Source organism: Maricaulis alexandrii (genome assembly GCF_005871165.1).
Lineage (GTDB): Bacteria > Pseudomonadota > Alphaproteobacteria > Caulobacterales > Maricaulaceae > Maricaulis > Maricaulis alexandrii.
Genome location: NZ_SWKP01000003.1, coordinates 413532 through 433978, shown reverse-complemented (window position 1 = coordinate 433978; position 20447 = coordinate 413532). Strand labels below are relative to the sequence as shown.

The window sequence follows — 20447 nt, the reverse complement described above, 5'->3', positions numbered from 1 at the left end:
GCGCCGCATGGCGGCGTGCGGGCGAAAACGCCAGACTGGCACTTGCCCCGGTCCCGGGGTCCGGCTAGTCCGGTTTCATGATCAAAATGAGTGATCCGGCGTGTCCCTTTTCCTGACCGCATTACTGGCGTCCGGCCTGTGCAGTGCCGATCCGCTCGTGCCGGCCGAGCGGCCGGTGCAGGAGACAGCCGGCGTCACGGAGCCGTCTGCCTGCGCGGTCTGTGATGCGGTCTCGCGCTTCTATCTCATGCGCGACGGGGCGCTGGCCTGGACCGGCCCCGACAATCGCGTGCATTACGACCAATTGCTGGATGCCATCCGCGCGGCCCGGTCGCACGGGCTTGATCCGGAGCATTACCGGCTCTCCCTCCTGAGCGCCGCGGATCCGCTGCACGCGGACCCCGGGCTGGACAGTCAGGCGACGCAGGCCTGGCTGGACCTGGCGCATGATCTCGCCCTGGGACGCCTTGATCCGCACGCTCATGAACCGGGCTGGAACCTGCCGCGCCGCCAGCTGGACCTGGCTGCCCGCCTCTATCTCGCGCTGGAACTGGGCGAGGTGGGCGCCAGTCTGGAAGCTTTGGCCCCGCGGGATGAGGCCTATCAGCGTCTTCGCCTGGGCCTGCAGGCCTGGCGTGATGTCGCGGAGAAGAATGTTTGGCCGGTCCTTGAGAACGGACCAGCCCTGCACCCCGGCGATGAGGGGCCGCGCGTGGCGCAATTGCGGGCGCTGCTGGAAGCCCAGGGGCAGATATCGCTTCAGGTCAATGCCGCCGACCGGGATGTGTTCGACGCCGACATGGCGGCCGCCATCCTGCGCATGCAGCGCTCAGCCCATCTGGAGGATGACGGCATTGTCGGGGCCGGCATGCAGGCCTGGCTGGCCATCCGGCCTGAGGCGCGGGTGGCGCAGATTGCCGCCAATCTGGAACGGCGCCGCTGGCGTCCGGCGCTCGAAGCAGGGCGGGTGCTGCGGGTGAACATCCCCGATTTCCGGCTCGATCTGCTGGAGGATGGCCGGATCATCGATCAGCATCGGCTTATCGTCGGGCGGACCAGCCGTCCAACCCCGATCTTCTCCGCCGAGCTTGCATATTTTATCATCAATCCCTGGTGGGAGACGCCATACTCCCTCGCGGTCCGGGATGAGCTGCCGGCCTTCCGCCGCGATCCGGACATGGTCGAACGGCTCGGCTTCCAGGTGCTGGATCGCGAGACAAACACGGTCGTGGATGCCAGCGAGATCGACTGGAACGAGGTGCCTGCCAACCCGTTTCCCTATCGTCTCCGCCAGGCGCCAGGTCCTCATAACGCATTGGGAGAAATAAAGTTTATCTTCCCCAATCCGCATAATACCTATCTTCACGACACGCCCGGACGCCATCTCTTCCAGGAAAGTCGGCGGGCGTTTTCCTCCGGCTGCATGCGGGTCGACCAACCGATTGATCTGGCCCATTGGGTCGCCCAGGGGCTGACCGGCTGGAGCCCGGAACGCATTGATGAAGTCGCCGCCGGTGATGCCGAAACCCGGGTCGATCTGACCCGCCGGATTCCGGTTCACACTGCTTATAGGACGGTCATTCCGTCGCAGCTAGCTTATATCCGGTTTGTCGCGGACCTATATGAAAAGGACGACGCGATTATCAACGGACTATCGGGGGGTAGTCAGACAGACCCGGAGTAAGCGAGTGCCCTTGTTCATGGTATTGGCCGCCAGCGCCGCGGCGAGTGTGAATGATGCCCCGTCCGCCGACACGGTGGCCGCGGCGACCGCCCCCATCACCATCGAGGAATATGTAGCCCCCTTTGACCCGGGTCGCACCGGTTTCACCATCACGACCCCGGACGGGATCGAAGTTGGTTTCGAGGAATTCGCGCTTTTTGTTCGGCCGGGCCAGCAGCTTGATCTGACAGCCAGTACGCCGGTCCGCTGGAGCCATGAGGAAACGGCGCTCGGTGATGGCGAAGCCCGGCTCTCTCTGGACTGGTCCGCCCCGGACGATCCCGGCCACCATCACCTGGTTGCGACCAGTGAGAGCGGCGAGACCATGCATCTGCACCTCGTGGTGATGCGGCGTCGCGAGGCGGGCGATGACGCGATCAATGGTTATCGCATCGGCGAATATCCGGCCGAACCCTATCGCGGCCAGGACAATTACCGCGCGCCGGAATATTTCGTCGAAGTCGGGGAGGGCGTCGAGGACATCCCGCTCTCGCCCCATTTCCGCCTCGGGCAATTCCTGTGCAAGCAGGAATCCGGTGAAGGCCCGGAATATCTGGTCGTCTCCGAACGCCTCGTGGTGAAGCTGGAAAACATCCTGGAAGCCGCCAATGAAAATGGCTGGCGCACGGACGGTTTCACCGTGATGAGCGGTTATCGCACGCCGGCCTATAATGCCGGTCTGGGCAATGGGCGCCACTCGCGGCACATCTATGGCGGGGCGGCCGACATCTTCATCGATACCGATGGCAATGGCGTGATGGACGATCTCAACGGCGATGGCCGACTGGACCGGCAGGACGCCGCCGCCCTGTATGACCTGGTCGATGGCATGGCCGCGTCCGGTCATGAGGACTGGCGTCATGGTGGTCTGGGTGAATACGGCCCCAACGCCTATCACGGCGCCTTCGTGCATGTGGATGAGCGCGGCTGGCGGGCCCGGTGGGGCCGCAGCTAGGCGGAATTCACGTTCAGCAGGTCCAGCAGGACCGTCGCATCCCCGTTGAAGACCCGCACATCGGCCCGCGGTGCAAAGCGCATCAGGGCTTGGGCGTTTTCCTCGGCGGGGACAGCGCCATCGCCCTGGTCATTGATGATCACGGCACAGCGCCCGTCCAATACGCGGATCGCGGTCAGCGTATGCGAGATCGTGCCCAGATAATTTCCGGCCACCAGGATGGGGTGGGCATCCAGTTCGCGGATCAGGTCGAGATTGAGACCGTCCTCGGCAATCGGGGACATCACGCCGCCCGCCCCTTCGATAAGGGTCGGCATGTCGCGCGAGATGTGGTCCAGGCACCAGCTCACCACCCGGTCGATCGGCAGGCTGCGGCGCTCACGCCGCGCGGCCATGTCCGGTGACAGGGCCGGCTTGAACCGCCAGGGCGAGACCGCCTGCACATTCTCCGCCGTCAGCGAATCGCCATTGGCGCGCATCAGGCGGATCGTGTCCGTCTCATTGGCCTGGGCCGGATCGAATCCGGAGATCACGGGTTTGAGCACGCGGGCCTGGCCGCCTGCGGCGCGGTGCGCACTGAGCAGGGCGCACAAGACATGGGTCTTGCCGATATCGGTTCCGGTTCCGGTGACGAAGAGCGGTCGCATTACTGCGCAGCTTCAACGGTCTCGGTCAGGCTGGCAAGGCTTGCCGCCAGCCGGTCGACGTCCGCCTCGCTGTGGGCCGCGGAAAACGTGATCCGAAGCCGGGCCGTCCCCTCGGGAACCGTGGGCGGGCGGATGGCGGTGACCAGGAAGCCGCGCGCTTCCAATTCCCGCGAGACGGACAGGGCGCGCTCGGCTGATCCCAGCACCACCGGCACGATGGGCGAGGCCGGCCGGGCCAGGCCCAGCGCCATGCAAAAACGCTCCGCCAGCGCCAGCGGCCGGGCGCTCAGCGCCGCATCGGCCTCGATCAGGTCCAGCGCCTTCAGCGCCGCCGCCGCACTGGCCGGGGGCAGGGCGGTGGTGAAGACAAAGGGGCGGGCCCGGCTGCGCAGGAGTTCGCACACCGTGTGTGAGGCACACAGATAGCCGCCATAACTGCCCAATGCCTTGGACAGCGTCCCCATCTGCAGCGGGGCCGTCGCTGGCGGTGTGAAGGCATGGGCCGAGCCTCGGCCGCCGCCGAGCGTGCCGATGCCGTGCGCATCATCCACCAGCGTCCAGGCATCATGCTGCTCGGCCAGTGCCAGGATCTCCGGCAGCGGGGCCAGATCACCATCCATCGAGAACACACCATCGGTCAGCACCATGGCATGGCGCGCAGATCGGCGATGGTCCGACAGCAGCTCGGCCAGGTGCGCCGTGTCATTGTGCCTGAAGACCTCGATGCGGGCGCCGGACAGGCGCGCCCCGGCATAGAGACAGGCATGGGCCAGCTGGTCGATCAGGACGAGATCCGCCTGGCCCGCCAGCGCCGGCGTGATGGCCAGATTGGCCAGATAGCCCGAGCCGAACACCAGACAGTCCTCCGTACCCTTGAAGGCCGCCAGGCGCGCTTCCAGTTCGAACAGGAGCGGGTGACCACCCGTGACCAAGCGCGAGGCGCCGGAACCCGTTCCCCAACGCGCCGTGGCCTCGCGCGCCGCTTCGATCACCTCGGGATGGTGCGCCAGGCCCAGATAATCATTGGAACAGGCATTGATCAGGGATTTCCCGTCCCGCTCGACCGTCACGGCATCGCTGTGACGGGTCTCGCGCGGACGGCGGCGCAGGGCCTTGCGGTCCAGCGCGTCCAGCTTGGCTGACGCAAAATCATCCAGGGAGCGATGCGATGTCATGCCAGCCCTGTTGCACAGAATTGAGGCCTGCTAAAGCCCAGCCCTGACATCCGCCGCATGCATGTGTGAAGCCCATGACCGATTATCCCCATCTCTGGCGCCCCTATACCCAGATGAAGACCACGCCGGACGCCCTGCCGATCCGGTCGGCCGAGGGCGTCCGCCTGCATCTGACCGATGGCCGTACCCTGATCGATGGCGTCTCCTCCTGGTGGACGACGGTGCATGGCTATTCCCATCCCCATATCGTCTCGGCGATCCAGGAGCAGGTGGCGACCCTGTCCCATGTCATGCTGGGCGGGCTGACCCATGAACCGGCCGAACGCCTGGCCCGCCGCCTGGCCGATCTGGCACCGGGCGATCTGGATCACGTCTTCTTCTGCGAATCCGGATCCGTCTCCGTCGAGATCGCCATGAAGATGGCGGTCCAGTCCTTCCTCAATCGCGGCGAGCGCGGCCGGACCCGTTTTGTCTGTTTCCGCGGCGGCTATCATGGCGACACCATCGCCACCATGTCGGTCTGTGATCCGGAGGAGGGGATGCACACCCTGTTCGCCGGCGCGCTGCCGCAACAGATCATCGCCGATCTGCCCGTGGACGAAGAGAGTGCGGCCCGTTTCGAGGCGTTGCTGACGGAGCAGGGCGACCAGATCGCCGGTGTGATCACCGAACCCCTGGTCCAGGGCGCAGGCGGGATGCGCTTTTTCTCAGCTGAAACCCTGCAGCGCATCCGCGCCGCCTGCGACCGGCATGGCCTGCCGCTCATCCTCGACGAGATCATGACCGGGTTCGGCCGTCTGGGCACGATGTTCGCCTGCGAGAAGGCCGGCGTGGTGCCGGACATCATGACCGTGTCCAAGGCGCTGACCGGCGGCACACTGCCGCTCGCTGCCGCCATCGCCTCGCGCCGGATTTTCGAGGATTTCTGGTCCGACGACGCCTCCGCCGCCCTGATGCACGGGCCGACCTATATGGGCAATCCCGCCGCCTGCGCGGCGGCCAATGCCTCGCTCGACCTGTTCGAAACCGAGCCGCGCCTGGAGCAGGTCGCCGCCATAGAGGCTGCCTACGCGGAGGGACTGCCGCAGGCCCGGGATATTCCCGGCGTGGTGGATGTGCGCTGGCAGGGCGCGATCGGCGTGATCGAGATGGAAAGCCTGCCGGATCTGGATGGTCTGAAGGCGGCTTTTGTTGATTCCGGCCTCTGGGTGCGTCCCTTCGGCTCGATCATCTATTTCATGCCGCCCTATGTGATATCCGAGGCTGATCTCGACCGGCTCCTGCAGACCGGTCTGGGCGTGATCCGCCAATGGGCACAGGGGCATTTCCCGGCGCGCTGACAAAGCCGCTGCAATATCTGCAGATCGCTTACATTCGCCGCTTGACCCAAATTCGGTCTGCTCATAAACAACGCACCTCGCTTCGGCGAGCCGCATCAAGCGGGTGTAGCTCAGTTGGTTAGAGCGCCGGCCTGTCACGCCGGAGGTCGCGGGTTCGAGTCCCGTCACTCGCGCCATTTCCTTCCAGGAATTGGCGACATGCACAGCGAAAAACGGCCGCTCCATACGGGGCGGCCGTTTTCGTTTTGGGTTTTCTTCCCCACTCTGTGGGGAAGTGGGCCGAAGCAAAGCTTCGGGTCGATGGGGCGGCGCGCCAGCGCCGACTACCGGCTCCGCCGGCCAGCCTTTCAACAGACCGCGTTGATCAGGAAAAACTTGTCATCCCTGACGAATGCCCGGCCTCGTGCCGGGCGTAGATCAGGGACCCATTTCCGAGAGCCGCTCTTGTTCAGGCATGGGTCCCGGATTTGCGCCCCGCTTTCGCGAGGCATCCATCCGGGATGACAATGAAAGGCAGGAAGCACAACTGCCTTCTCCACAGGGAGAGGGAGTCGAGAAATGCCTTCGGCTGACGCTGCTTCACTCCGCCGCCACAGCCTCGTCCTCAAGCCCGTAGCGCGCCTGCGCATCACCGATCAATGCGCGATCATCCACCTCCCACGGATGAAACCCCGGGCGCAGGAAGGCCAGCCAGGGCAGGATGATGCGGCGGACGACGCCGGGATTGCCCAGCAGATAACCCAGCAGTTTCCAGCGCGCCGACCAGCCGGTGATCCCGTCCTGCTCCAGCAGGCGCAGGGTTTCGGTCCAGCGGCTGGTGATGAAATTGCGCGAGACATTGAGGAAGACGAGACAGCGAATGCCCCAGCGCTTGCGGGCGGGGACGTCGCGCATCACATGCACATAGGTGTCGAAGGCGACGCTCTTGTGCTCGATCTCCTCGATCGCGTGCCAGGCCCACATGCGCTGCGAGTCCCGGTCCGTTTCGGCCATCAGCGCCGGGTTTTTCAGCGCGGAATGGGCGAAGATGGCGGTGAAATGCTCCAGCGCCACGGTCATGGCCAACTGGCCCACCGGATGCTGGTCACGCGCTTCCCGCAAGCGTTCCTCCACCCGGGCGACTTCCGAGGCGATCTCATAGCCATCGGCCTCAACTCGCGCATTGAACTCATTGTGCTCGCGGGTGTGAAAGGCTTCCTGCTTTGCGAAGTCCTTGATCTGTTTGGCCAGGTCTTCGGGGACTTCCTTCTGGAAGCGCCGCACGCTCTCGATGAAGAAGGTTTCGCCAGCCGGGAAGGTGATCGAAAGCGCATTGTGCCAGGCCGTCGCGACGGGATCCCCGTTGAGCCACCAGCGTTGGGGTTTTCCCTCGGTCCCGAAACGCAGATTGCGCGGATGGATGACCAGGTCGTCGGGGGCGTGCGTGGAGGGCATGGCGTGGCAATCCCGTGAAGTGAACGCTGTTCAAGTGTTGCGTTCGGGACGGTCGAGTCAATCGTCCGGGCCTCAAACCACGCGAGAAATTAGTTTGCACTGCAGCATGAAACGTGAGACACGGAGCTCACATCCAGCCGGGGTGTAGGCCGTTTTCACGCGGCGACCGGTCGGATGTTGGCGAGACTTTCCGCTGAACCCAGCGCGTATTGATCCTGCCACCTCGGGCGCCAGGAAGGCGTCGACGAACCGGCGGCTGATCTACGCAAGCTTCCTTTTTGAATTACCATAGCTGTCGCGGTGACGCCGTGCGCAGCGTTTTGAAAGATTTGACTATTTGACCCAGTTTTCCGAACTCGGCCTGGCCGACCCGATTCTGCGTGCCCTCGATGATGCGGGCTATCGCGAACCGACCCCGATCCAGGCTCAGACCATTCCCGCCCTGTTGGGCGGACGCGATGTCCTCGGTATTGCCCAGACGGGCACCGGCAAGACGGCGGCCTTTGTCCTGCCGATCCTGCACAACCTGGCCAATCTGCCCAAGCGCCCGTCTCCCAAGACCTGCCGTGCGCTCATCCTGTCGCCGACCCGCGAACTCTCCGCGCAGATCCGTGAGAACCTGCAGAATTATTCCGCCCATATGCGCCTGTCCTCGGCCCTGATCGTCGGCGGGCTGAAAATCGGCCCGCAGATCAAGGTCGTGGCGCGCGGTGTGGACGTCATTGTCGCCACGCCGGGCCGCCTGCTCGACCTGGTCAAGCAGCGCGCCCTGCGTCTGGACGAGGTGAAGACCCTGGTCCTGGACGAGGCCGACCAGATGCTCGATCTCGGCTTCTTCCCGGCGATCCGCGAAGTCGTGTCCATGCTGCCCAAGGAGCGCCAGACGGCGCTGCTCTCGGCCACCATGCCGCCGCAGATCAAGAAACTGGCGGAAGACCTGCTCGATGATCCCCAGCGGATTTCCGTCTCGCCGGTCTCGCGCCCCATCGAGCGCATCACCCAGTCGGCGATCCTGACGCCGAAGAATGCCAAGAAGGATCTGCTCCTGTCCGTGCTCAGCGCCAAGGACATGGAGCGCGCCATTGTTTTCACCCGCACCAAGCGCGGTGCCGACAAGGTCAACCGGATCCTCGTCGATTACGGCCTCAAGTCCGCCGCCATCCATGGCGACAAGTCCCAAGGCCAGCGCGTCAAGGCGCTGGCGGGCTTCAAGGACGGCACGATGAAAATCCTGGTCGCGACGGACATTGCCGCGCGCGGCATTGATGTCGACGATGTCTCCCACGTCGTGAACTACGAGCTGCCGAACATTCCGGAGAGTTATGTTCACCGGATCGGCCGGACCGCCCGGGCCGGCAAGGCCGGCATTGCGGTCTCATTCTGCGATCCGACCGAGTATGATTATCTGCGCGATATCGAACGCCTCACCGGGATCGAGATCGACAAGGGCATTGTCGGTGAGGAAGAGGATTTCTACGCCGAAGCGAAGAACGCCACACCGGCCGCCTCCAAGGCCAAGAAGCCGCGCAGTCGCCGTCCGCAAGCCGGGGGCAAGCCGCGCAACAAGGCCAAGGGCAAGCCGAAAGGCGCGCGGGACGGCCAGCCGGCCCAGGCCCCGCGTGAGGATCGTCCCCAGCGCGAGGGTCAGTTCCAGTCCGGACCGAAGTCAGGCGGCAAGCCGGGCGGGCAGAAGGGTGGAAACCGGAACGGTCAGCGCAGCGGCCAGGGTGGTCGCGGCAAGCCGGGTGGGCAGGCCGGTGGCAATCGTCCGCCGCGGCGCCAGCGCCGTCCGGCGGCCAGCAATGCCTAGGCTGAAGCGCGCAGGGTCGGGCCAGCCTGGATGTCTTGTGACATCCGGGCCGGGCCGGTCAGGAAGGCTTTCAGGATCTCGCTGTCGCGGAAGCATTCTTCCAGACGCGGCTCGCTGAACACATAGCCCTGGATCAGGCTGATGCCCGTATCGCGGACGGCAGCCAGTTCCGGCAGGGTTTCGATACCTTCGGCGATCACCTTGATCCCCAGATCATCGCACATCTGCTTGGTGTGCCAGACCAGGGTGCGGCGCCGGGCGTCCTGATCCAGATTGCGCGTCAGGTCCATGTCCAGCTTGACGTAATCGGGCTGTAGCTGGGCCAGACGGTTGAGGCCGGAATAACCCGCACCGAAATCATCGATCGCGGTGCGGAGGCCATGACGGGCATATTCCTGGACAATCTCGTTGAGCTTGTCGGAGCTCGTCAGGTCTTCATTCTCGGTGAATTCGAAGATGATGCGTTCCAGATCGAAGCCGGTGCGCTCGGCGGCGCGCAGCGTGGCCTGGATGCAATTGGCCGGTTCATAGACGGCGTTGGGCATGAAATTGATGCTCAGCGCGGTGGTCATGCCGATCTCGCTGGCGGTCTCGATGGCCGTGGTCCGGCACAATTGGTCGAAATTGTACCGGTTGCCATCATCGACCCGGCCCAGAACACTGCCGGCAGACTGGCCCTCAGGTCCGCGTACCAGCGCTTCATGGGCGAAGACCTGCCCGGCTTCCACATCGATGATGGGATGGAAGGCCATGCGGATCGGCAGGTCGAATTTCGTCTTGCCGCGGCTCTTGCACAGATCGCAACCGGTCCGCTTGTGTTGTTCGGGCATGTCAGGCCTCCCAGGAAAGGAAGGCGCAACATGCCCGAACCGGTTTAAAAATCCGTGTCCCTACGAATGGTTGGGTGATGAAACCAGTTGCGCTGTCTCGGCCGCAGCCGGGATTTCATAGTGGAAGCTGGCTCCGTCCGGACCCAGTGGCAGACCCAGGGCGAACCAGAGGGCCAGCATCAGCAGGGACGAGACCAGGATCGCGATGGAATAGGGCAGCATCGTCGCGATCAGGCTTCCCAGTCCGAACTCCGGAACATAGCGCTGCGCGAAGATGAGGATCAGCGGCAGATAGGGCATCAGCGGCGTGATGATATTCGTCGCCTGGTCACCCATGCGGTAGGCGAGGGTGGAGCCTTCCGGCGAAATGCCCAGCAGCATCAGCATCGGCACGAAGATCGGCGCGATCAGCGCCCATTTCGCCGAAGCCGAGCCCATGAACAGGTTCAGCACGGCCACCAGCAGCACCATGCCGACAATCAGCAGCGGGGCGGGCAGGTTGAGGGCGCGCAGGCTTTCCGCACCGCCAATCGCGATCACCGTGTCGATTTCGGATGCGCCGAACAGGACGATGAAGTGCGCCATGACGAAGGCGAGAATGATATAGCCGCCCATGTCGGCCATCGAGCTCGTGCCCAGCTTGACCAGGTCGCGGTCCGATTTCACCGAGCCCACGGCCATGCCGTAGAGCGCACCGGAGACCAGGAAGGCGATCATCAGAATGCCGACAATGGAGCGGAAGAAGGGGCCGAGCCCGCCATTGGCGTCGCGAAGGATGCCGTTTTCCGGCACCGTCATGAACAGGACGAGGGCGATCATCACCACCAGGGAAATGCCGGCCCAGCGCAGGCCCTTGTTCTCGGCGGCCGACAATTTGCCGCTGTTTTCCGGCTCGGCGAAGTCGGCCGGGCGTTCCCATGTGCCCAGGCGCGGCTCGACGATGTAATTGTTGACCAGCGTGCCGACGACGACGAGGACCGGCGTCAGCGCCGCCGTGAAGTAGAAATTGTCCAGATTGTTCAGCGTCCAGCCCGGCTCGATGGATTGTGCGGCGGTCTGCGTGATGCCGAACAGGAGCGGTTCCAGCGAGGTCACGACCAGATTGGCCGAGAAGCCGGCGGAGACGCCGGCGAAGACGGCGGCCAGGCCGGCAATCGGGTGACGGCCGACAGCGGCGAAGACCACGGCACCCAGCGGCACCATGACGATATAGCCGGAATCCACCGCCAGATTGCCCATGACGCCGGCAAAGACCAGGGTCGGGGTGAGCAGGGCATTGGTCACGCCGGACACCATGGCGCGCAGGCCGGCGGCCAGCAGGCCGGTCTTTTCGGCGATGCCGGCACCGATCATCACGACCAGGACCATGCCCAGCGGGGCAAAACCGGTCAGCACGGCGGGCATGTTGACCAGCAGGGTCTGCAATTGCGCCCCGGTCAGCAGATTGACCACTTCGATCGTTTCCCCGGTGACCGGGTGTTCGACCGAGGCCCCCAGGCTGGACATGACCAGCGAGGCCAGCATGACGACACCGATCAGGATCACGAAAATGGTCACCGGATCGGGAAGCTTGTTGCCGGCCTTTTCGACCGCATTGAGGATGGAATTACCCAGACTCATTTGGTTTTCCCCCTGAATTGGAATTTGCCCGGGAGAGTGGACGCGTTTGCCGCCCCGGCGCAACACAAACCGGTCAGTGTGTGTCGTCGGCCATGTCCGGTTCCCGCAGCGCGGCAAGGGCGGGGCTGGCGAACTGGCGGTAGGACAGGATGCCGGCAATGCCCAGCGTCACCAGGATCTGCGCCAGCGGGCCGCCGATCCAGGCCAGATAGCCGATCGACATGAAGAGGGCGCGCAGGCCGCGATTGAACTGGCGGCCCGCCACCACATTCATCGCCCCCGCCCGGTAGGCCCCGGCCAGTGCCTGCGGCGTGGTCTCGCCATCGCGCGGGGTTTCCTGCGTCGCGCCCAGCAGCATGGCCGAGTAATTCACCAGCCGGTAGGACCAGCCGAACTTGAAGAAGGCATAGGCATAGATCACCAGCAGGCCCAGGCTCATCACCTCCCACTGCGTGCGCGATCCGGTATCCAGAAAGGGCACATCACTCACGGCCGTCATCACCGGATCGAGCGCCGTGATCAGGGTGAAGGCGGCACCGATGCCTAACAGGGCGGTGGAAGCAAAGAAGGCGATCCCGTTCTGCAGACCGGCAATGATCTGGCTGTCCACAATCCGAACGGACCGGCCGGCCATGCCGATCATCCAGTAGCGCCGGTGCTCGTCCATGGCCCGCGACAGGGTGTGCCGCGCCAGCGGCGAATGATCGACCAGGAAGGAAAATCCGGCCGCGATCACAAAAAACCCGATGACGCCATAATACTCAGACAGCATGGTCCGCTCTCCCCGATTGACGGCAATCTAGGCAGATTCCGGGGCTGGCGCATCCATTCGCCTTGCGAAAGGCGGAAGAGGGGACGGCGCCGCAGCCTGTCCCTCTGTCCGAGATGTCCGCGCCGGGCATTCTGGCGCCATGACGGCTCTTCTTCTGCGCACGCGGTCCGGCCTGTGGTCGCTTCTGGCGATCTGGCCGCCCCTGTTTCTGGCCCTGCTGTGCCTCGCCATCCTTTTGGTCTCGCCGCCCCTGTGGCTCGGTCTGGCAGCGCTGGGCGGATTTGGCATTCTGCTCCTGGATGCGGCGGCAAGGTTGCGCCAATACAAGGACTTGCGCGCGGTGTTTCGTGTGGCACGCGGCCTGTCAGGCCGCGCGCTGGTCGAATTTCGCCGGGCGCGGACCTCCTGGTGCACACGCAGTGCCGCCCTGGCCGCCGCGCAAGCGGAAGGGCTGGGGCGCGAGGCGCGCCGGCTGATCGCGAAATGGGGTTACAAGCCCTGGCATGTCTTTCCGGACAGGGCCTTCACGCGGCATTCGCCCTTCCTCAAGCCGGCCTTCTGGCGTTCGGTTCTGGGGTTGCGCTGAACCGGATATCAACTTCACCCCTGAATGCGCTACTTGCAAATCAGTCGCAACTGACTGATCTTATGCACGGTTCACGCGTCATCGAACTGATAGAAGGCCGCCTTTAGGCCTTGCAGCCAGCGCCGCTGCGCTCTAGCTTCCGCGCCAAATCGGGCAGGGGGCCCGTAGGCGCTATCCGATTCGCTTCCCGGCGTTTCCTGCCTTACAAATTGGCCCCGGTTCCCGAGCGGAAAACCGACGCGAAAAGGCGAGGCTTGGCGATGGACGCGATGCTTCTCGATTACTTGCCCATCCTGATCTTCTTCGGCATTGCCGCCGTGATCGGCCTCGGCTTCATGCTGGCGGCCTTCGTGATCGCGCCGTCACGGCCGGATCCGGAAAAGGTGTCGACCTATGAATGCGGCTTCAACGCGTTCGACGATGCCCGCATGAAATTCGACGTGCGTTTCTACCTCGTCGCCATCCTCTTCATCATCTTCGACCTGGAAGTGGCCTTTCTCTTCCCCTGGGCCGTGACGCTCGGCGAGCATCTGGGCCCGTTCGAGTTCTGGTCGATGATGGTTTTCCTCACCGTTCTCACAATCGGCTTCATTTACGAGCTGAAAAAAGGCGCGCTGGACTGGGAGTAGACCACAATGGCATCTGACCTGACCCCCGCCGGCATGGCCGGCCGCGCAGCCGTTCCCGGCTACGATCCGAAGAAACACGATCCCTTCTTCGACGGCGTTTCCGATGCGCTGGCGGACAAGGGCTTTGTCGTGGCTGCGGCCGACGACCTCGTCACCTGGGCCCGCACCGGCTCGCTGATGTGGATGACGTTCGGCCTGGCCTGCTGCGCCGTCGAAATGATGCAGGCGTCCATGCCGCGTTATGATGTCGAGCGCTTCGGCTTTGCGCCCCGCGCCTCCCCGCGCCAGTCTGACGTGATGATCGTCGCCGGCACGCTCACCAACAAGATGGCGCCGGCCCTGCGCAAGGTCTACGACCAGATGCCCGAGCCGCGCTATGTGATCTCGATGGGCTCGTGCGCCAATGGCGGCGGCTATTACCACTATTCCTATTCGGTCGTGCGCGGCTGTGACCGCATCGTTCCGGTGGACGTCTATGTCCCGGGTTGCCCGCCCACCGCGGAAGCCCTGGTCTACGGCATTCTGCAATTGCAGAAGAAGATCCGCCGTGAAGGCTCGATCGAGCGCTAGGAGAGAATGATGAGTGAAGCGCTCAAAGTCCTCGGTGAACACGTCGCCTCGGCCCAGCCCGAAGCGGTCACCGGTTGGGACATCGCCCATGGCGAGCTGACGATTGCGATTTACCGGGACCGCATCGAAGAGGTGCTGACCTGGCTGCGGGATGACCCGGCCTGCAAGTTCACGACGCTGATTGATATCTGCGGCGTCGACTACCCGCAGCGCGCCGAGCGTTTCGAGGTCGTCTACCACCTGCTCTCCATGCACCAGAACCACCGCATCCGCGTGAAGCTCTCCACGGATGAGGAAAGCGCCGTGCCGTCCGTGCATGGCGTCTATCCCGTGGCCGACTGGTTCGAGCGTGAAGCCTTCGACATGTACGGCATCATCTTCTCCGGCCACCCGGACCTGCGCCGTCTGCTGACGGATTACGGCTTCGAGGGCTACCCGCTCCGCAAGGACTTCCCGCTCACCGGCTATGTCGAAGTGCGCTGGGACGAGGAAGAGAAGCGCGTCGTGTACGAGCCGGTCGAGCTCGTCCAGGAATACCGTGACTTTGACTTCATGAGCCCGTGGGAAGGCGCCAAATACGTCATCCCGGGTGATGAGAAGGCGGAGGGCTGAGAGAATGGCTGACGATCAGATCACCAATGAAGCCCCGCGCAAGTTCACGCTGAACTTCGGTCCCCAGCACCCGGCCGCCCACGGCGTGCTGCGTCTCGTGCTGGAACTGGATGGCGAGGTCGTCGAGCGCGTCGACCCGCATATCGGCCTGCTTCACCGCGGCACCGAGAAGCTGCTGGAGCACAAGACCTATCTCCAGGGCATCGGCTATTTCGACCGTCTCGACTATGTCGCGCCGATGAACCAGGAACACGCTTTCTGCATGGCCGCCGAGCGTCTCGCCGGCATCACCGTGCCGAAGCGGGGCCAGTATGTCCGCGTGCTCTACTGCGAGATCGGCCGCGTCCTGAACCATTTGCTCAACGTGACGACCCAGGCCATGGATGTCGGCGCCCTGACGCCGCCGCTCTGGGGCTTTGAAGAGCGCGAGAAGTTGATGGTCTTCTATGAGCGCGCCTCGGGCTCGCGCATGCACGCCCATTATTTCCGTCCGGGCGGTGTGCACCAGGACCTGCCGCCGCAGCTCATCCAGGACATCCGTGACTGGTGTGACCAATTCCCGGCCAAGCTGGACGATATCGACGCCCTGCTGACCGAGAACCGCATCTTCAAGCAGCGCAATGTCGATATCGGCGTTGTCACCAAGGAAGACGTGCTCGCCTGGGGCTTCTCCGGCGTCATGGTGCGCGGTTCCGGCCTCGCTTGGGATCTGCGCCGCTCGCAGCCCTATGAGGTTTATGACGAGCTCGATTTCCAGATTCCGGTCGGCAAGAATGGCGACTGCTATGACCGCTATCTCTGCCGCATGGAAGAGATGCGCGAGAGCGTGAAAATCATGATCCAGTGCTGTGACTGGCTCATGAAGGAAGAGAATGCGGGTGAGGTGCTGGCCACCGACTCGAAATTCTCGCCGCCGCGCCGCGCCGAGATGAAGCGTTCCATGGAAGCGCTCATCCAGCACTTCAAGCTTTACACCGAGGGTGTCCATGTCGACGAGGGCGAAGTCTATGCCTGCGTCGAGGCGCCCAAGGGTGAATTCGGCGTCTATCTGGTCGCCGACGGCACCAACAAGCCGTATCGCCTGAAAATCCGCGCCCCGGGCTTCCCGCACCTGGCCGCCATGGACTTCATGAACCGGGGCCACATGCTGGCGGACGTCTCCGCCATCCTGGGCTCGCTCGACATTGTGTTCGGGGAGATCGACCGATGAGCGTTCGTCGTCTCGCGAAAGAACAGCCGGAAAGCTTTGCCTTCAACAAGAAGAGCGAAGCCGAGATCAAGTTCTGGCTGGCGAAATATCCCGAGGCCAAGAAAGCCTCGGCCGTCATCCCCATGCTCTGGATTGCCCAGAAGCAGGAGGGCTGGGTGTCCGAACCGGCGATCCGCGACATCGCGACCCGGCTGGAAATGCCCTATATCCGCGTCTATGAGGTCGCGACCTTCTACACCATGTTCAACCTGGCTCCGGTCGGCGAGAACCTGGTCCAGGTCTGCGGTACGACGCCCTGCATGCTGCGCGGTGCGGAAGACCTGATCTCGGTCTGCAAGAAGCGCATCGGCAAGCAGCACGAGATTTCCGAAGACGGCAAGTTCACCTGGGTCGAGGTGGAGTGCATGGGCGCCTGCGCCAATGCCCCGATGATCCAGCTCGCGAACAAGGATGGCGACCACTACATCGAGGATCTCGATGCAGAAAAGTTCGAAGCCCTGCTCGACGATCTCGCCGCCGGCAAAAAAGTGAAATTCGGCCCGCATTCGGAGCGCAACGCGTCCGAACCCCACGGCACCGAGGCGCTGACCGATCCGTCGCTCTATGACGGCTCGAAGGCCAAGCCGATCAAGCTGCCGAACACCGAAAAAGAGGAGGGCTGATCCATGGGTACGCAACTCCTCCAGGACAAAGACCGCATCTTCACCAACCTGTTCGGTCATCATGACCCGGGTCTGGACGGCGCCAAGCAGCGCGGCTGCTGGAATGGCACCAATGAGATCCTGCAACAGGGCCGTGACTGGATCATCGACCAGATGAAAGCCTCCGGCCTGCGCGGCCGGGGCGGCGCCGGTTTCCCGACCGGTCTGAAATGGTCCTTCATGCCCAAGGAAGTGGGGGCTCGCCCGCACTATCTCGTCGTCAATGCCGACGAATCCGAGCCGGGCACGTGCAAGGACCGCGAGATCATGCGGCACGACCCGCACCTGCTGATCGAAGGCTGCCTCATTGCCTCCTTCGCCATGCAGGCGCATGCCTGCTACATCTATCTGCGCGGCGAATACGTCACCGAGCGCCTGGCGCTCGAGAAGGCGGTCAAGGAGGCCTATGAGGCCAAGCTGATCGGCGACGACAATGTCCATGGCTGGGACTTCCACGTCTATGTCCACCATGGCGCCGGCGCCTATATCTGCGGCGAGGAAACGGCCCTGCTGGAAAGCCTGGAAGGCAAGAAGGGCCAGCCGCGCCTGAAACCGCCTTTCCCGGCCAATGCCGGTCTCTATGGCTGCCCGACCACGGTGAACAATGTCGAGTCCATCGCGGTGGCCGGCACCATTCTGCGCCGCGGCGCGCAATGGTTCTCCTCCTTCGGTCGCGAGCGCAATGTCGGCACCAAGATCTTCTCGATCTCCGGCCATGTGAACAAGCCGTGCAATATCGAAGAAGCCATGTCGATCCCGATGAAGACCCTCATCGAGACGCATGCCGGCGGTGTGCGCGGCGGCTGGGACAATCTGAAGGCCGTCATTCCGGGTGGGTCCTCTGTCTCTCTTCTTCCGAAAGACATTTGCGACGATGTGCTGATGGATTTTGATGCCCTGCAGGCGCACAAATCGGGCTTGGGCACCGCCGCCGTCATCGTCATGGACAAGTCCACCGATGTGGTGAAGGCGATTGCCCGCATTTCCTACTTCTACCGCCATGAAAGCTGCGGCCAGTGCACGCCGTGCCGTGAAGGCACCGGCTGGATGTGGCGCGTGCTGACCCGCATGGCAGCCGGCGAGAGCACGATCGAGGAAATCGACATGCTGCTCGACGTCGCCGGTCAGGTGGAAGGTCACACAATCTGTGCTCTGGGTGACGCGGCCGCCTGGCCTGTCCAGGGCCTGATCCGCCATTTCCGTGGCGAGATCGAGGAACGCATCAACAATTACCGCGCCGGCAAGCCCGTGTTTGTCAGCCAGGTTGCGGCGGAGTAGGGCGCACTGTGAGAACGCTCCTCACATACGTTCTGGCGGCTTTGGCGGCGGCATTGGCCGTGACGGTCATTGTCAGCGGCCTCTACAACTGGGACATGATCTCCGGTGTTCTGGAAGGTCGTTATCGGGCTCTGGCCGTGCTCAACCCGCTGCTCGAAGTGGGTTTTCGCGCCATGGGTTACTTTGCGGCCGTGGGGTTGGCGACGTTCGTGGCGGTACGGTTTTTTGGCGGGGCACAATTGTTCGGGTCTGCCATCCGGGCTCCGCTGGTTGGGATTTTGATCGTGGCCACGGTCGTGATCGTGACGTTCGCTGTGGCCTCGCCGTTTATGGAAGTTGGCAGTTTGCCCGCCTACCTTCGATCAATTTCGCTTTGGGGCGAGATCGTCCTGGCCGGCGCTGCCTGGGGCACAGTTTTTTGGATTCGGGCGCCTAAGCCCACAACAGCAGGGATCGCAGCATGAGCGACGACCTTCGCAAAATCATTGTCGACGGTGAAGAAGTCGAAGTACCGAACTCCTTCACGCTGTTGCAGGCTGCCGAAGCCGCCGGCCGGGAAATCCCGCGTTTCTGCTATCACGAGCGCCTCTCGGTCGCCGGCAATTGCCGGATGTGCCTGGTCGAACTCGTCGGGGCGCCGAAGCCGGCCGCTTCCTGCGCCATGCAGGTGCGCGACATGCGCGGCGGGCCGAATGGCGAACCGCCGGCCATGAACACGCTGTCGCCGATGGTGAAGAAGGCGCGCGAAGGGGTGATGGAATTCCTGCTCATCAACCACCCGCTCGATTGCCCGATCTGTGACCAGGGCGGCGAATGCGACCTGCAGGACCAGTCCGTCACCTATGGCCGTACCGGCTCGCGCTTCCCGGAAAACAAGCGCGCCGTGGAAGACAAGGAAATGGGTCCGATCGTGAAGACGGAGATGACGCGCTGCATCCAGTGCACGCGCTGCGTCCGCTTCATCACGGAAGTCGCGGGCGTGCCGGAGATCGGCATGATCGGCCGCGGCGAGGATGCCGAGATCACCACCTATCTGGAACAGGCCGTGACGTCGGAACTCTCCGGCAATGTCATCGATCTCTGCCCGGTTGGCGCGCTGACCTCCAAGCCCTACGCCTTCAACGCCCGCCCGTGGGAGCTGAAGAAGACCGAGACCATCGATGTGATGGACGCGGTCGGCTCGAACATCCGCGTCGACAATCGCGGCCCGGCCGTGCTGCGCATCCTGCCGCGCGTGCATGAGGGCGTGAATGAGGAGTGGATCTCCGACAAGACGCGCTATGCCTGGGAAGGCCTGTCCAAACAGCGCCTCGACAAGCCCTATGTCCGCGAGAATGGCAAGCTGCGCGCCGCCTCCTGGGGGGAAGCCCTGGGTGTGGCCGCCGAGAAGCTCTCCGGCGACGCCTCCAAGATCGGCATGATTGCCGGCGACCTCTGCTCCGCCGAGGAAATGAAGGCCGCCAAGGATCTCGCCGACGCGCTCGGTGTCACCTCGATCGATTGCCGCCAGGATGGTGCCAAGATCGGTGGCGGTGCCCGTCAGGAATACCTGTTCAACGGCACGATCGCCGGCATCGAGGAGGCCGATGCCATCCTCATCGTGGGCGCCAATCCGCGCACCGAAGCCGCGATCATCAATGCCCGCATCCGCAAGACCTGGCTGCACAATGACACCCAAGTCGGCGTCATCGGTGAGCCGGTCGACCTGACCTATGATTACGAGCATGTCGGCACATCCGCCAAGGATCTGGCCGGCCTCAAGAAGAAGCGCTCCGGCTTCATCAAGATCCTGAAAGACGCCAAGCGCCCGATGATCATTCTCGGCGCCGGGGCCCTGACGGGTGAGGATGGTGGTGCCATCCTGCGCGCGGCCGGCGATCTGGCCGCCTCTGTCGGTGCCGTGTCGGAAGACTGGAATGGTTTCTCCGTCCTGCACACGGCGGCCAGCCGTGTTGCCGGGCTCGATCTCGGCTTCCTGCCGGGTGAGGGCGGTCAGGACACGACCGGCATGCTGTCGGGCGGCATGGACACGGTTGTCCTGCTGGGCGCCGACGAGATCGACATGGCCAAGCTGGATGGCGCCTTCGTCATCTATGTCGGTTCGCACGGCGATGCCGGTGCCCACCGCGCCGACCTGATCCTGCCGGGCGCCGCCTGGACCGAACAGGACGGCATCTTTGCCAATACCGAGGGCCGGGTTCAGCTCGCCTTCCGCTCCGTCTTCCCGAAAGGCGAAGCGAAGGAGAACTGGGCCATCTTCCGCGCCCTGTCGGACCGCCTCAACAAGACGCTGCCCTACAACAATCTCGTCGAGCTGCGTCAGAAACTCTTCGCCGACACGCCGGTTCTGGGCGGGATCGACCACGCACCGGGCGCTGAAGGCGCCGCTGAGTTCGATGCCAAGTCCATCGGCACGGATGGCGAGGTCGGTGACACGCCGCTCGGCTCGGCCGTGTCGAACTTCTACTTCACCAACCCGATCGCCCGGGCTTCGGAAGCGCTGGCCGCCTGCGCCGCGCTGAACGACGCTCCGGCAGCCGTAGCCGCGGAGTAAG

19 protein-coding genes and 1 tRNA gene are annotated in these 20447 nt (G+C 63.9%); 14 read left to right on the top strand and 6 right to left on the bottom strand.

Annotated features, from left to right (window positions below):
- The first annotated feature begins 100 nt into the window (after window positions 1–100).
- Window positions 101–1684, top strand: a complete 1584-nt coding sequence (locus FCS99_RS02210) for a L,D-transpeptidase family protein (RefSeq protein ID WP_138510091.1) — start codon at window positions 101–103, stop codon at window positions 1682–1684.
- 4 nt (window positions 1685–1688) lie between these two features.
- A complete protein-coding gene (locus FCS99_RS02205) occupies window positions 1689–2678 on the top strand; it encodes a D-Ala-D-Ala carboxypeptidase family metallohydrolase (RefSeq protein ID WP_171036207.1) in 990 nt (329 codons plus the stop codon).
- Here FCS99_RS02205 and bioD read toward each other — a convergent pair.
- Window positions 2675–3325 (bottom strand): dethiobiotin synthase, encoded by a 651-nt coding sequence (bioD, locus tag FCS99_RS02200; RefSeq protein ID WP_138510087.1) that lies wholly within the window; start codon window positions 3323–3325, stop codon window positions 2675–2677. The genes FCS99_RS02205 and bioD overlap by 4 nt on opposite strands.
- Window positions 3325–4500: an 8-amino-7-oxononanoate synthase gene (gene bioF, locus FCS99_RS02195; RefSeq protein WP_138510085.1), complete on the bottom strand. Its 1176-nt coding sequence runs from the start codon at window positions 4498–4500 to the stop codon at window positions 3325–3327. Before bioF ends, bioD begins: the two co-directional genes overlap by 1 nt.
- 74 nt (window positions 4501–4574) lie before the next feature.
- On the opposite strand from bioF, the gene FCS99_RS02190 reads away from it, so the two are divergent.
- Window positions 4575–5840: an adenosylmethionine--8-amino-7-oxononanoate transaminase gene (locus FCS99_RS02190; protein ID WP_138510083.1), complete on the top strand. Its 1266-nt coding sequence runs from the start codon at window positions 4575–4577 to the stop codon at window positions 5838–5840.
- Between the two features lie 99 nt (window positions 5841–5939).
- Window positions 5940–6016, top strand: a tRNA-Asp gene (locus FCS99_RS02185).
- 403 nt (window positions 6017–6419) lie between these two features.
- On the opposite strand, the gene FCS99_RS02180 is transcribed toward FCS99_RS02185, so the two are convergent.
- Window positions 6420–7274 (bottom strand): metal-dependent hydrolase, encoded by an 855-nt coding sequence (locus FCS99_RS02180; RefSeq protein ID WP_138510081.1) that lies wholly within the window; start codon window positions 7272–7274, stop codon window positions 6420–6422.
- 337 nt (window positions 7275–7611) lie between these two features.
- Between FCS99_RS02180 and FCS99_RS02175 the strand changes: the two genes are divergently transcribed.
- The gene (locus FCS99_RS02175; RefSeq protein ID WP_138510079.1) at window positions 7612–9084 is read left to right on the top strand and encodes a DEAD/DEAH box helicase; all 1473 of its coding nucleotides are present in this window, start codon (window positions 7612–7614) and stop codon (window positions 9082–9084) included.
- Here FCS99_RS02175 and FCS99_RS02170 read toward each other — a convergent pair.
- From FCS99_RS02170 to FCS99_RS02160, 3 genes are all read right to left on the bottom strand, one after another.
- Window positions 9081–9914 carry an EAL domain-containing protein gene (locus tag FCS99_RS02170; RefSeq protein ID WP_138510077.1) on the bottom strand — a complete coding sequence of 278 codons (834 nt, stop codon included), beginning with the start codon at window positions 9912–9914 and terminating at the stop codon, window positions 9081–9083. The genes FCS99_RS02175 and FCS99_RS02170 overlap by 4 nt on opposite strands.
- A 60-nt stretch (window positions 9915–9974) precedes the next feature.
- On the bottom strand, window positions 9975–11534 hold the full coding sequence (locus FCS99_RS02165) for an AbgT family transporter (RefSeq protein ID WP_138510075.1): 1560 nt from the start codon (window positions 11532–11534) through the stop codon (window positions 9975–9977).
- A gap of 73 nt (window positions 11535–11607) precedes the next feature.
- Window positions 11608–12306, bottom strand: a complete 699-nt coding sequence (locus tag FCS99_RS02160; RefSeq protein ID WP_138510073.1) for a DUF599 domain-containing protein — start codon at window positions 12304–12306, stop codon at window positions 11608–11610.
- Between the two features lie 139 nt (window positions 12307–12445).
- Here FCS99_RS02160 and FCS99_RS02155 point away from each other — a divergent pair, with 139 nt between their 5' ends.
- The 9 genes from FCS99_RS02155 to nuoG all read left to right on the top strand — a co-directional run bounded on the left by FCS99_RS02155 (window position 12446) and on the right by nuoG (window position 20446).
- Window positions 12446–12892, top strand: a complete 447-nt coding sequence (locus FCS99_RS02155; protein WP_138510071.1) for a hypothetical protein — start codon at window positions 12446–12448, stop codon at window positions 12890–12892.
- 260 nt (window positions 12893–13152) lie between these two features.
- On the top strand, window positions 13153–13521 hold the full coding sequence (locus tag FCS99_RS02150; RefSeq protein ID WP_138510069.1) for an NADH-quinone oxidoreductase subunit A: 369 nt from the start codon (window positions 13153–13155) through the stop codon (window positions 13519–13521).
- Window positions 13522–13527: 6 nt separating this feature from the next.
- The gene (locus tag FCS99_RS02145) at window positions 13528–14091 is read left to right on the top strand and encodes a NuoB/complex I 20 kDa subunit family protein (protein WP_138510067.1); all 564 of its coding nucleotides are present in this window, start codon (window positions 13528–13530) and stop codon (window positions 14089–14091) included.
- A 9-nt stretch (window positions 14092–14100) separates the two neighbouring features.
- Window positions 14101–14703 carry an NADH-quinone oxidoreductase subunit C gene (locus FCS99_RS02140; RefSeq protein WP_138510065.1) on the top strand — a complete coding sequence of 201 codons (603 nt, stop codon included), beginning with the start codon at window positions 14101–14103 and terminating at the stop codon, window positions 14701–14703.
- A gap of 4 nt (window positions 14704–14707) precedes the next feature.
- Window positions 14708–15913 (top strand): NADH-quinone oxidoreductase subunit D, encoded by a 1206-nt coding sequence (locus FCS99_RS02135; protein ID WP_138510063.1) that lies wholly within the window; start codon window positions 14708–14710, stop codon window positions 15911–15913.
- Complete coding sequence (gene nuoE, locus FCS99_RS02130; RefSeq protein ID WP_138510061.1) at window positions 15910–16575, top strand: NADH-quinone oxidoreductase subunit NuoE; 666 nt, start codon at window positions 15910–15912, stop codon at window positions 16573–16575. The genes FCS99_RS02135 and nuoE overlap by 4 nt, the downstream gene beginning before the upstream one ends.
- A 3-nt stretch (window positions 16576–16578) precedes the next feature.
- Window positions 16579–17892, top strand: coding sequence for an NADH-quinone oxidoreductase subunit NuoF (nuoF, locus tag FCS99_RS02125; protein ID WP_138510059.1), 1314 nt, complete (start codon window positions 16579–16581; stop codon window positions 17890–17892).
- Between the two features lie 59 nt (window positions 17893–17951).
- Window positions 17952–18356, top strand: a complete 405-nt coding sequence (locus FCS99_RS02120; protein WP_233352624.1) for a hypothetical protein — start codon at window positions 17952–17954, stop codon at window positions 18354–18356.
- Window positions 18353–20446, top strand: a complete 2094-nt coding sequence (gene nuoG, locus FCS99_RS02115) for an NADH-quinone oxidoreductase subunit NuoG (protein WP_138510056.1) — start codon at window positions 18353–18355, stop codon at window positions 20444–20446. Before FCS99_RS02120 ends, nuoG begins: the two co-directional genes overlap by 4 nt.
- The last annotated feature ends 1 nt before the right edge of the window (window position 20447 follow it).